The sequence below is a fragment of the Blastopirellula marina genome, assembly GCF_002967715.1.
Taxonomy (GTDB): domain Bacteria; phylum Planctomycetota; class Planctomycetia; order Pirellulales; family Pirellulaceae; genus Bremerella; species Bremerella marina_B.
On sequence record NZ_PUIA01000016.1, the window covers coordinates 79,405 to 92,392 of the forward strand.

At 54.4% G+C, this 12,988-nt stretch carries 8 protein-coding genes; 4 read left to right on the forward strand and 4 right to left on the reverse strand.

The annotated features are described in order from the left end of the window. The first annotated feature begins 103 nt into the window (after positions 1 to 103). Genes C5Y96_RS02325 through C5Y96_RS02335 form a run of 3 tightly spaced genes read left to right on the forward strand, consistent with a single transcriptional unit; the run spans position 104 to position 4,042 of the window. Positions 104 to 1,450 carry an ATP-binding protein gene (locus C5Y96_RS02325; RefSeq protein WP_105349938.1) on the forward strand — a complete coding sequence of 449 codons (1,347 nt, stop codon included), beginning with the start codon at positions 104 to 106 and terminating at the stop codon, positions 1,448 to 1,450. Next, positions 1,447 to 2,715 carry a tetratricopeptide repeat protein gene (locus tag C5Y96_RS02330; protein WP_158261052.1) on the forward strand — a complete coding sequence of 423 codons (1,269 nt, stop codon included), beginning with the start codon at positions 1,447 to 1,449 and terminating at the stop codon, positions 2,713 to 2,715. Before C5Y96_RS02325 ends, C5Y96_RS02330 begins: the two co-directional genes overlap by 4 nt. 55 nt (positions 2,716 to 2,770) lie before the next feature. Further along, entirely contained in the window at positions 2,771 to 4,042 is a 1,272-nt protein-coding gene (locus C5Y96_RS02335; protein WP_158261053.1) for a tetratricopeptide repeat protein, read from the forward strand. A 13-nt stretch (positions 4,043 to 4,055) separates the two neighbouring features. On the opposite strand, the gene C5Y96_RS02340 is transcribed toward C5Y96_RS02335, so the two are convergent. The 3 genes from C5Y96_RS02340 to C5Y96_RS02350 are packed head-to-tail and all read right to left on the reverse strand — an operon-like array spanning position 4,056 to position 8,810. After that, positions 4,056 to 5,399: a sulfatase gene (locus tag C5Y96_RS02340; RefSeq protein ID WP_105349940.1), complete on the reverse strand. Its 1,344-nt coding sequence runs from the start codon at positions 5,397 to 5,399 to the stop codon at positions 4,056 to 4,058. Positions 5,400 to 5,444: 45 nt separating this feature from the next. Next, positions 5,445 to 7,082 (reverse strand): arylsulfatase, encoded by a 1,638-nt coding sequence (locus C5Y96_RS02345; protein ID WP_199188620.1) that lies wholly within the window; start codon positions 7,080 to 7,082, stop codon positions 5,445 to 5,447. A 6-nt stretch (positions 7,083 to 7,088) separates the two neighbouring features. Beyond that, complete coding sequence (locus tag C5Y96_RS02350; protein ID WP_105350883.1) at positions 7,089 to 8,810, reverse strand: arylsulfatase; 1,722 nt, start codon at positions 8,808 to 8,810, stop codon at positions 7,089 to 7,091. 187 nt (positions 8,811 to 8,997) lie between these two features. Between C5Y96_RS02350 and treZ the strand changes: the two genes are divergently transcribed. After that, positions 8,998 to 10,803, forward strand: coding sequence for a malto-oligosyltrehalose trehalohydrolase (gene treZ / locus C5Y96_RS02355; protein WP_105349942.1), 1,806 nt, complete (start codon positions 8,998 to 9,000; stop codon positions 10,801 to 10,803). A gap of 98 nt (positions 10,804 to 10,901) precedes the next feature. On the opposite strand, the gene C5Y96_RS02360 is transcribed toward treZ, so the two are convergent. Next, positions 10,902 to 12,764 carry a methyl-accepting chemotaxis protein gene (locus C5Y96_RS02360; RefSeq protein ID WP_105349943.1) on the reverse strand — a complete coding sequence of 621 codons (1,863 nt, stop codon included), beginning with the start codon at positions 12,762 to 12,764 and terminating at the stop codon, positions 10,902 to 10,904. Positions 12,765 to 12,988 lie beyond the last annotated feature (224 nt).

Below are 12,988 nucleotides of genomic sequence, written 5' to 3' on the forward strand. Positions count from 1 at the left end.
CGATCTCGGAAAAATGCCCGAGGGAGAGTGGGCAAGGCATCCCCCACGTGGCATGATAGGGGAGTCTTACGGAACTGACTTTCGCTGTAGATGATGGGTGTCTATGAGTTCTTCTGAAGAATCGCTCCGCGCGCTGGAAGAGGCGTTGCGTTTTAGCCCGGATAATATTCCTTTGCGATCCCACCTGGCTGATACGCTGTACCGATTGGGAAAGTTTGAATCGGCGATCGATCATTTCAAGGAGCTATCGCGTCTCGAACCTCACAAGAGTGACTGGCCCCTCCGCCTGGCTGATTCGTTCCTGCAAAACAATCAGATTGGTGAAGCCGCTGTTGTTATTGAACGCGTGGTTCACGGGAAAGATGCATCAGCAGACGCTCATTTGCTGGCTGCTCGGATTGCAATGGCCGAAGGTAATACCTCTTCGGCGGTCTATCACTACAAGATGGCGATCGATCTTGATCCAGAGTTAGAGGATGAAGAGCTTAGCGAACGTCTGGGCGTGGGAACTCATTTCGAGGAGAGCGAAGTCGTTGATGGGCGAATTCGTGTTGGTTCTGGGGATAGTCAAGCAGATGTCAGCGCATCGGTCGAGCGTCCCAAGATCAAGTTCGCGGATGTCGGCGGCATGGAGGATCTCAAGGAAGAGATTCGCATGAAGATCATTTACCCGATGCAGAATCCCGAGATCTATAAGGCCTACGGTAAAACAATCGGAGGCGGGATCATGATGTACGGCCCGCCTGGCTGTGGGAAAACGCATCTGGCCCGGGCCACCGCAGGCGAGATCAATGCGAGTTTCATCAGTATCGGTATCAACGATGTCTTGGATATGTGGATGGGAAACAGCGAACGCAATTTGCATCAGCTGTTTCAAGTGGCTCGCACGAGTAGTCCTTGCGTGATCTTCTTTGACGAAGTCGATGCACTGGGGGGGCGTCGCAGCGACATGAATGGCGGCAGTGCCCGGCAACTCATCAATCAGTTTCTGGCCGAAATGGACGGCGTCGAGCATTCCAACGAAGGCGTGCTGATTCTGGCGGCCACGAATGCTCCCTGGCACGTCGATTCTGCGTTTCGTCGCCCCGGGCGTTTCGATCGTGTGATCTTTGTGCCCCCACCAGACCAGCCATCGCGTACAGAGATTTTGCAGGTTCTTTGCCAAGGCAAACCGACCAAGGACGTTGACTTCGCCTACCTGGCCAAGAAGACCGATCAGTTCTCGGGTGCCGATATGAAAGCCGTCGTCGACCTGGCCGTCGAATCGAAATTGGGCGAAGCGTTGAAGACTGGCAAACTGGTACCGGTATCGGGCAAGGATTTGCTTGCAGCAGCCAAACGACACAAGCCGACCACCAAAGAATGGTTTGCGACGGCGAAGAATTATGCCCTGTACGCCAACGAAGGCGGGCTGTACGACGACATCCTCAGCTATATGAAATTGAAATGAGCCAACGACTCCAGCGTGCCACCATGCTGATCCAGATGCGTCGCTACGAAGAAGCGAAACGTGAACTCACCCTGAGCATGGCCGAAGATCCCGAAAATCCCAGCAATCATATGCTGATGGGGTTATGCCACAGTGAGCTTAAAGAGAATGACATGGCGATCGAGCACGGCGAGTTGGCTGTGCGGATGGCACCCGAGTGGTCGAAAGTTCACTCGACCCTCGCATGGATCTACTTGAAGACGCACAAGTACAAAGACGCTCGGCTGGGTGCCGAGCAAGCTCTGCGGCTAGATCCTGCCGACACAATGGCTTCCAACGTGATCGCGATGGTTTGTGCTGACCACAAAGACTGGGACGGGGCACTTCGCGCAGCGGAGATGACCCTGTCACACGATCCCGATGATACCGAAGCCCTCAACATCCGGGCACTCGCCCTGCGCAGCCAAGGCAAAGCAGGTGCCTCGGTTGAAGAGCTGAAGCGTTCGCTCCAGATAGACGCGGAAGACGCCACGTCGCATGCCAACTTAGGATGGACCTATCTGCAAAAGGGCGAACTGAGCAAAGCAGAAACGCACTTTCGCGAGGCCTTACGGATTAATCCGGAACTAGAATGGGCACGCCAAGGGGCACTCGAAACACTGAAAGCCAAGGTGCCGATCTATCGCTGGATCTTGGGTTATTTCCTTTGGATGGCGACCAAGACAGCTGGCATGCAGTGGGTGATCATCATTGGTCTCTACTTCGGTTACAAGGTCATCTTCGTGGCCTTGGCCTCAAATCCAGCTACGCAGGGACTCGCCTATGCGTTTATGGGATTGTACTTGCTGTTCTGCGTGACAACCTGGTTTGCCGGACCGATCTCAGACGCGTTCCTCGTTCTGCACCCTTTTGGGCGTCTGGTGTTAACGCCCTGGGAACGCTTCGGCGGCCTGGCAGTTGGCTCGGCGATTGTGCTTACGGTTGCAGCACTGGTCAGCGAAATGTTTTTGCAGAATGACGTCGGCATCATCCTGGCGATGTGCGTTGGCTTTCCGGCGATTCCAATGGCAATGATGTTTCAATCGCGAGAAGGAACTCCACGCAAAGTCATGGCAGCGGTCACGGTAGCTGCGTTTGCGATGGCGTTGGGTTTTGGCGTCGGTGAGATCTACGGGCTGGAAAACCTGCCGACGGCTGTTGCCTCGATATGTGAAAACTGCTCGCGCGGATTTCTTTTTGTGCCGTTAGGGTCGATCATCTTGGCGAACATTTTGAGCATGCGGTGAGGTTTTCCGTGTGATGGAAGAGGAGGTCCCTGAGAATACGGAATCGCCAGCCGATTTGTTTATCCAGCGTGCTGAAATGCTGATGGATGCGAAGAGGTATGAGGATGCCCGAGTCCAGTTTTTGAATGCGATAGCCAGCGATCCTGAAGAAGCATCGGCCTATTGTCGTCTTGGTGTTTGTTGCTCTCTTCTGGGCATGAACGCCGAGGCACTTGAGTACGGCAGTAAGGCGGTAAGCTTGAAGCCGGAATGGTCCGATGTCCACTACCAGCTGGCATGGATCTACAACCGCATCGGTGAGAAGTACAAAGCCGAGCAGTCGGCTCGAAATGCGTTGGCGTGTGAGCCTGATTTCGCCGAGGCACTTCTGTTGATGGGGTGGACTTTTCTAGATCGTAGCCGATTGGAAGAGGCGTTGGTCACGGCCGAACAGGTGATCGCTTTGCAGCCAGATAACGCGGATGCTTTTAATCTTCAAGGGCTTGCGTGCCTGCGTTTGGGGAAACTTGATGATGGACAGCAAGCATTGGAGCAAGCTCTTAGGTTCAAGCCTGAGAACCCAACCTCCCTCGCGAACCTTGGCTATGTCGATCTGCAGCGAGGCGATTGGGCAACTGCGGAAGAGCATTTTCGAGATGCGCTACGTCTGGATCCCCATTATGAATTTGCTCGATTGGGCGTTAGTGAAATCTTGCGGGCCAGCAATCCAGCGTTCCGTTGGATATCCGTTTATCGCTATTGGCTTGATCGTCAGCCCGTGGGATTCAGTTGGATCGTCGTCTTTCTCTTGTTAATGATCGGATACGGTATCGCGTTTCTATTTCGTGTCGATTTGGAAACGGGGAATAGGATGTTGGCGTTTGCCCCCATTCTGCTTGCATTTGCCGTCACCGGAACTTTTATCGAGCCTATTTCGCAGGCATTCGCCTTGCTAACAACTGCTGGTAGGCTGCTGGCGACTCGCTGGGAAGCTGTGGGTGGCTTATTGCTGACGCTCTATTTGCTTATATGGGGGACAGTACTCATCGCGGGGATTGGGCTCAAGTTAGAATACTTACAGGGAATCGCCTTGGTAACAGGATATGCGTATTTGACTTTCGTCCAAACGTGGCGGAGTGATCTCAGGTGGGTACGGATATCCATGGTGGTTGTATCGATGCTGGTCGTGGTGATGCTGGGAGCTATGGTCGTTCTCTCCGCCTTCGAATCGACAAGAGAGACGGAAGCACAAATTGCGGTAATGGGAATCGGTGTTTTTTTGATAGGGTTACTATCGTTGTTAATGCCCACTTTGTTCTACCGCATTTTCTATCAGCCTGATCCGTAGGACATTCGACATCTTATTCTTCAAGCAGAATAGGTTCGCCAAACACCTTTTGCTGATCCCCTTGCTTCTTCATCCAGGCATCTAGCTGGTCGCTTAGTTTGGCCAGGGTGTCCGCGTGATCAGGATTAGTGGCCAGATTGTTCTGTTCGGTCGGATCGGCTTCCAGGTCGTACAGTTCGACCGCTGGCCGCTGGAGGTATCGTTTCACCTTGCGAGCCGCTTCAGGCGTCGTCTTGGCCTTCTCGACCCAACTGCCCCAATACGGTTGAGGCCGGTTGTCCCCTAGGATATGCGATGTGAATTTGAACTCGGGGTGAAGGTTGCGAATGTACTTCCAACGCGGCGTGCGGATACTTCGCGTGGGATAGACGTTATGGTTCCCGTCGCCACTGTGTACCGTGAAGATGACGTCGCGATGACTATCCCTTTCGCCCAGAAGCACCGGCAGGAAGGATCGGCCGTCGAGTTCTTCTGGGGGCGTCTGTCCAACGGCCGCGTAAAGGGTCGGAAGAATATCGATCCACGAGACCATCGCGTCGGTTCGCTTGCCAGGAGCGATCTTTCCTGGCCAGACGGCGATCATGGGGGTACGGATTCCTTCGTCATAGAGTGTCCACTTGCCAAAAGGCCACTGGGCACCGTGATCGCTGGTATGCAGAAACAAGGTGTCCTCACCGAGTTTCGCGTAGGCGGCGTCGAAGACTTCACCTAGTTCACGGTCCATGGTTTTGATGGCTTGGTAGTAACGTGCCCGAGCAGCACGCGTCTGGGGCGTGTGGACATGGTGCAAAGGAATCTTGATCGACGCAGGATCGATGTTTTCTGGCTCTGGCCACGGCACATGTGGCCAATTGGTACCGACGAATAGGAGCAGTGGTTTGTCGCTCTCACGTGCGTTGAGCCACTTCAGTGCTTCCGGGACGGCGACGTCTTCGTGGTAGTTGAAATGCCTGGCGATGTCGAAGCCATACTCCGGCGTCTGACGGTAATGTCCCACCTTGCCGAACGAGACCACTTCGTAGCCCAACTCTTGAAAGTACGCCGGCAGCTTCTTGATCTCGGGCTTAGGACGCGAGTGATTGGGCTCGGCACCGTTTCGCGACGGCATCAAGCCGGTCAGCAACGCAGCACGGCTGGGCGCACACGAAGGGGAAGCGACAAAGGCCTGATCGAACGTAAGCCCCTGTTTGGCGATTCGCTCCATGTTAGGGGTCTTCAAGTCAGGCGAACCATACAGCGACGAATCACCGATTGTGTGGTCATCCGAAAGGAACAGGACAATATCAGGAAGCTCGGCCGCAAAGAGTTGGCTGGCCGAGCACGCGAACAACAAAACGCCGAGAAGTGCGAAACGCATAAAGAGGCTCCTTGCAGAGAGAATCAATTCCAGTGGGGGTGGAAGCTAGTTGGCTGGTTTCACCCGGTCAAACCAGGTTTGCCAATTGGTTTTCATCTGCTGAAGTCGCTCGGGATGATCGCCAGCGACGTTCATGGTTTCCGTGCGATCTGCCGCAAGGTGGTAAAGTTCCCATTTGCCGTTTTGCTTCGGTTGGACGAGCTTCCAGCCATCAGCAATGACTGCCTTGCCCCCTTCGTGCTCGAAAAAGAGTTGATCGTGGCCTGCACGCTTTTCGTCGCGAAGGATGGCCGAAAGGGACTTGCCTTCCAGAGGGGTGATGTCATGCTCAGCGTACGTCTTGGGATACTTGGCTCCCGCGATTTCGAGGCACGTGGGCATGACGTCCATCACATGGCCAGGTTGATCGGTCAACGAGCCTGGTCTTGTTTTCAAGCCACCAGGCCAATGGGCGATCATCGGCGTATGGGTTCCTCCTTCGAACGACTGTGCTTTCCAGTAGCGGAAAGGCGTGTTGGCGGCATTGGCCCAGTACGAGCCGATGTAGCCCCAGGTTGTTTCGCTACCGGGATTAAAGACTCCTTCGTACTGAATCTTGTGACCGTCCCTGGTTTTGTTAGGACGATCGAAGCCAGGGTTGAGATAGCGTTCCGGCGAGGCCCCGTTGTCAGCCATGATCAGAATCAACGTGTTATCCATGCGATTGGTTGCTTTAAGTGTTTCCACTATTCGACCGATCCCCTGATCCACACAATCGACCATGGCGGCATGCACGGCCATCAACTGGGCCATGTGCTTGCGGTGCTCGTCATCCATGGCCTGCCAGTCGGGGCCTTCCCCTTGTAGCTGTGGTTTGGGATAGGTTTGGGGATCTATCAAACCCATCTCGATCATGCGGGCATAACGCTCGTCACGCAGCTTTTGCCAGCCTTCGACGTAGGTCTTCTCGTACTTGGCGATGTCCTCTGGCTTGGCATGCAGGGGCCAGTGCGGGGCCGTATGTGCGACGTAAAGGAAGAACGGAGCGTCCTTCTTCGACATCGCTTCGATGTAGTCAACGGCTTTGTCCGTGATCGCATCGGTCATGTAGAAATCATCCGGAACCTCTTTCACGATCTCGGTCCCGTCGACCAGCGAGAAGGGATCGAAGTAGTTTACAACGCCCCAAACCGGTCCAAAGTGACGCTGAAATCCTCGCTTGGCTGGATAAGTATCCAGTGGCGCGAAAGGACGATCGAAGTCGGCTTGGTGATTGAGCCAATCGAGTTGCTTTTGCCGATCATCAATCGGATTAGTTTGACTCAGGTGCCATTTTCCAGCCATCGCCGTTTGATAGCCTGCCTGACCCAGGGCTTCCGCAATGGTAACGCCATTCCTGGTCAGCGAACGACCATTGCGAATGAGACCGACCTGGTGCGGATACAGACCTGTCAGCAATGCCGCTCGTGTCGGGCAGCAACGGGCGCAGTTGTAAAATGACGTGAAACGCAGCCCGTTTTGGGCCAGCGAATCGATGTTCGGCGTTTGGATTTCACCGCCATAGCAGCCGAGATCCGAATACCCCAAGTCGTCGAGCATGATCACGACGATATTGGGGCGATCATCGGCTCGAGCGATTGACGAAAGGAGCAGGACGCATAAGCATGCGCATGAAAAGCTGAAATTCATGGGGAGTTTACTCAAGTGAACTTACTTCTTACCTAGATGACCCCAAGGCCACGGTAGCACGTCGGAGGCTTCCGCCCAGGCCTGCCATTGAGCGGCCATTTTTTGGACAAGTTCGGGATGTTGGCTGGCCAGATCGTGCTGTTCGGTGCGATCGGCCTGCATGTCGTACAGTTCCCACGGCGTGGTCTTGCCTGAGCCCATCTTGCCGTAACGAACGATCTTCCACTTGCCATCCCTGACGGCGCAATTCGCTTCGTGTTCCCAGAAGATCGGTGTCTTTCTCTGCAACTGGTTGCCAGCAAAAGCAGGTGCCAGGCTGATGCCAGGAAGCGGAGTGATGACGTTGCCGTTGACTTGTTGAGGGTACTCGGCTTTTCCGATGTCTACGCAGGTTGCCATGATGTCGATAAGGTGGCTCGGCGTATGATCGAGTTTGCCGTTTTGCGAAGCCGCAATCCCCTTCGGCCAATGCACGATCAGCGGTGTCGAGATCCCTCCTTCGTGAACCCAGTGTTTGTACTCACGGAACGGTGTGTTCGAGACATTCGCCCAGTCACGGCCGTAGGCAATGTACGTGTCATCGGCACCGGGCATCGTTTCGGGGCCGTGACGAACTGGGCGACCGTCGCGGGTAAACTGGGGAATGATATCCAGTTGCAACTCATCTTTCGCCATGGCCGGGCGAGGCTCTGGCAAGTTCTTGTCGCTGGCGCGGCCGACTCCTTCGGCACAGCCGCCGTTGTCTTGCATGAAGAAAATGACCGTGTTCTCGAAGTCGCCTGATTCTTTCAAGCGGGCAGTGATCTTGGCGATATTCTGGTCCATGCGGTCGATCATTGCCGCGTAGACTTCCATATTGCGAATTTCCCAGTCCTTATGATTCGTCTTGCCCCAATCGCCTGCCTGTTCTGACATTTCCCAGGAAGGATCGATTAGTCCCAGTTTCTTGAGCTTGGCCAGGCGGTTTTCACGGATCTCGGTAAAGCCGTTGTCATAAACTCCGTCGTACTTGGCGATGTCTTCCGGTAAAGCATGCATTGGCCAATGGGCAGACGTGAAAGCAACATAGAGGAAGAAGGGAGCATCCGCAGATTGATCGTGATGCTGCTTGAGGAAGCGGACGGCGTTGTCGCCGATGGCATCGGTGTAGTAATAGGACTCTGGCTGGTACTCGGTGTCGTTCTCTGGCGTGATCAGGGTGTTATCACGGCATAGCGCGGCGGGATCATAAAAACTGCCAGCACCGGTAATGGTGCCATAGAAGTGATCGAAGCCACGCTGTCGTGGCCAATTCTTCTTAGTCCCTTCGGGCCGAATGTTGTTACAAACGTGCCACTTGCCGGTCATGTAGGTTTTGTAGCCGGCTGGCTTCAACACTTCGGCCATGGTTTGGCAACGCTGAGTCAATCCCATTTGAAAGCCAGGGAACTTGCTAATATCGTAGTTGCCGGTCACCATATGTCCGATGCCAGCCTGGTGCGGATAGAGACCGGTAAGCAGAGATGCTCGCGTCGGACAACAGCGGGCCGTGTTATAGAATTGCGAAAACCGCAAACCGTTGTCGGCTAACGCGTCGAGTGTTGGCGTTTTGATTTCGCCGCCATAGCAGCCAATATCTGAGTAGCCCATGTCATCGGAAAGAATGACGATGATGTTTGGGCGATCAGCGGCGGACAGAGTAGCGGTTACCAAGAGAAACAGGGCGAAGGTCCACGTAGGAACCCAGGTGGGATATTTGGGCATGGTGAGTTCTCGAAAAGCAGCGTTGAGAGTGGTGGCACTGATTGTAGCTGAAACAAAACCAAAACACGAACCACAAATGGTCGAGAAAACGAATCCTTGTCGAATCGGCTTGACTGCGAAATAATCGACTCGCCGTTTTAGATGTTTTGCGGAAATTGAAATCCTTTGCATTGGAATTGAGTTCGCTATGCTTCGCGTGTTTGGCCCCCGACGTCTGGAAGATGGCAACGTTCTGTTTACGGTTCATGCCCCTGCGTGCGAAAAGCTGGTGCTGCAGATCGAGGGAGAGCACGCGCAGGAGGTACCCATGATCGCGACGTCGGATCGCGTGTTCACGGCCACCGCGAGCGTATCTCCCGGCACTCGATATTGGTTTCGCGTGCCGGACGGAAACCCTCGGCCAGATCCTGCCAGTCGATTTCAGCCTGATGGGGTTCACGGCCCGTCGCAGTGGATCGATCCAGATACGTATTGCTGGAGTGATCAGTCATGGCGTGGGCTGCCCAAGGATCAAATGATTCTGTACGAACTCCATATTGGTACGTTTACCAAGGAAGGAACGTATCTGGCAGCGATCGACCGCCTGGACGAGTTGGTTGATCTCGGTGTTACGGCGATTGAGGTCATGCCGGTAGCGCAGTCGACAGGAAGATGGAACTGGGGGTACGACGGAACAAACTTATTCGCACCACGCAACACATTCGGTACGCCGGACGAATTTAAGCAACTGGTCGATACGGCACACGGGCGCGGAATCGCGATGATACTGGATGTGGTCTACAACCACTTCGGTGCCGAGGGGAACTATCTGCATCCGTTTGGCGGCTACGTTTCACCCAGACACCAAACGGTGTGGGGAGATGCGCCTCACTTGGATGGTGACGGAAGCGAGATGATGCGGGATTATATCGTCGCCAATGTTCGCTACTGGATCGAAGAGTTTCACTTCGATGGCCTGCGACTCGACGCAACGCACTGTATTCTCGATGAATCCCCCACGCATATCGTGGCTGAAGTTGGTAAGGCCTTTGCAGAGATGCAAGTTGAATTGGAACGCGAACTGCATCTGATCGCCGAAAGTAACGTCTATGACCCGGAGCTTCTCAAGTCCCTTGAGTCAGGTGGGTACGGATTCGATGCTATCTGGTGTGATGACTTCCTGCATGCTGTCGCGGCAGAAACCCGCCCGGACGAGCATATGTCGGACCGACGTTACATCCCAGGTGAAGATATCGATATGGTTCTTCGCCGTGGATACGTGTTTCGCGGGACGTTCGAGGAAAAACGTCGACGCATCCCACTGGCAGAAGATAGCTCCACAGCGAACTGGGAGTCGTTGATCTTTTCGATCCAAAATCACGACTTCATTGGCAATCATCCCGATGGCCGGCGTTTGCATCAGGTTACATCTCACGAGGCACATCGAGCCGCAGCCGCATTGATTTGTATGTTGCCGGCGATCCCGATGCTGTTCATGGGGGAAGAGTTCGCCTCGGAGAAGCCGTTCTATTTCTTCGCCGATTTTGGCGACTCTCACCTGCGAGATGCGGTTGAGAAGGGACGCCATCGTGAGTATCCACAGCACGATTGGACGGATACGGTATCGTGCTTGTCGCAGGCCGCGTTTCGAAAGTCGAAGATCGGTCCGCGGGAGAAGGGGAGTGAGGAGACGCTTCAGTGGTATCGCGATTTGATTGCACTTCGCAAGTCGTGGAAGAAGCGAGGGCTCTTCGCTGGTGCTCATCTTCAGGCTCGCTGGGATGCGTTGTCACATGCGGCGATTCTTCAATATCAGCACGGAGATGAATCGGCGTTCGCAGTTATTCGGCTTGTCGATTCCCAAGCGGCGACGGGCGATATCCATGTCGAGTTGTCCGGTAATGTACAACTAACTCAATGTGCTTTGCCGTTGGCAGATCAACCAGGAACGTGGGCACTCGGCACGTTGGGAGTACTGGTAGGGGAAGGAGAACTTCGCGGGGTCTCGGTGTAACGGAAATTGAGCGACTTGAAGCGAACAAGAAATAAAAAGACTCGGTCGGTGTGCCCTGACCGAGTCTTCAAGGATTGTGTATTTAGCGTCAGCAACGCTTAATAGCTGAACTCGCTCAGTGTTTCGTTTAGTCGCGAGGCCAGCGATGTCATGCGAGTTCCGACGGTGCCGGTCTTGGCGGCATCGCCTGAGGTTCGCTTGGCGACATCTTCGACCTGGGCAATATTGCGGCTAACCTCGGCACTGGCATCGGTCGATTGGTCGAGGCTGTGCGAGACCGATTGAACGCCGCTTGCGACGCTGGTCAATTGCTCGGAAATGCTCTGAGCGACACAACGCTGTTCTTCCACGGCAGCTGCGATCGTGGTCGAAATGTTGTGAACTTGCTTCACGACACTGTCCACATCGGAAATCGTTTCCACGGCCAGGCTCGCCGACGACTGGATGCCTGCAATACGGGTACGAATATCGTCCGTCGCTTCGGCAGTCTGCCGGGCCAGGGCTTTTACTTCGGTTGCCACGACGGCAAAGCCGCGTCCAGCTTCGCCGGCACGAGAAGCTTCAATTGTCGCATTCAAGGCCAGTAGATTGGTTTGCTCGGCAATGTCTTGAATCACCTCAGTCACTCGGCCGATTTCTTCGGCGGCTTGGCTAAGAAGCTGCATTTTTTCGTGACTACTGCCTACGGTGATCTGAGCCGAGTTTGCGATGGTCGACGACTGTTCGGTGTTATTGGCAATTTCCGAAATGCTGCGAGTCATCTCTTCCACAGCGGTCGAAACCATCGAGAAGCTGTGGTTCATCTCATGAGTGGTTCGCTGGATATTGGAGATCGACACCGACATCTCTTCCGCCGCGGCAGCAACTGACGAGCTACGTAGCGACGTATCTTCCGCACCCTTCGAGAGGCTTCCGGATGTCTCATTGAGTTCCTCGGATGAGGAAACAAGGATTTCCGAGTCGGCGGCAATTCGGCTGACGACTCCTTGGATCTTCTCGACGAAGCGATTGAACGAGTTGGCCAGTCGACCAAACTCATCGCGGCGGTTCATGACCAGACGCTGAGTCAGGTCACCGCCACTAGCGGCAATGCCATCTAGCATGTGAATTGTTTGATTGAGCGGAGCGATAATCGAACGGGCAATCACAACGCCTAAAACCATCGTCAGTGCGATCGAGAGGCCGCCGATGATGAGAAAGCTGCTGACCGAGGCGGACGCTGTTTCCCGAACGCATTGCGAGGTTACGACGACCGACTCGCGGCTTTCGCTGGCTTTCTGTTCGCTCTCGTTGATGAGTTGCTTTTTCTTGTCAATCGCTTGGAGTGCGGCAGCGATATCGAGCTGAAGCTGTTCTTTCGCTCCGTCCAGCGGTGCTCGGAACGCTTCGAAGGCGACAAGCGATTCGGCGGTTAGACGTTGCATCTCTTCGGGTGAAAACTCTTGCCCTGGAGCCGACAAAGCGACAATCTTGCGGGTGATGCCCTTCCAGGCGTCGAGACGGGCCAGTGATTCATCGAGATGGGCCATGGCTTCGTCGCTGAAAATTCCTTCGCGAGCCCCGGCAATACGGCGATCGATCTGCGATAAGTTGTCTTCATGGTCGGTGACGAACTGCTTATAGCGTTTCTCTTCATGTTCGCCGGAACGAGCCATATTGCGGGCTTCGATTTCCGCAATCAGCACCTGGTAGGCATCGCGATCGGCATCCAGCATCAGCACGATACTGCCTTGCATTTCTTGCGTCTCTACCAGTTCTTCGTTCAAGAACGGCAGGATCTCAGTCTTGAGAAGAGGTGTGATTTTTTCGTCAATCAGAACCAGGAAATGATTGTCGACGATATCGTTCAAACTGCGAACTTGCTGGGAAAGTGCTGACCAGCCGATCCCAATCAGCAGCACCAAGGCCAGGCAGCTAATTGCTACCAACCCTCCGATTTTCCCTTTTGTGTTGAGCATCATTGAATCTCCTGCCCCATGGCCAAACTTTGGCCGTCATCGAAACTCATTCAAAAAGCGTGTCGCCCACAATGGCGACGTGACTGCGGAACCCTAGGTTATGCGGTTTGCACATGGTGATAATGAATACGAAATTACGCAAATCTGAGCCTGTTTTGGGCCTCTGTTGCGGGTAACAGCAGGCTTTCAGAGGTCTGATCGAAAGGAAGTCACACCAACTGGTGGGG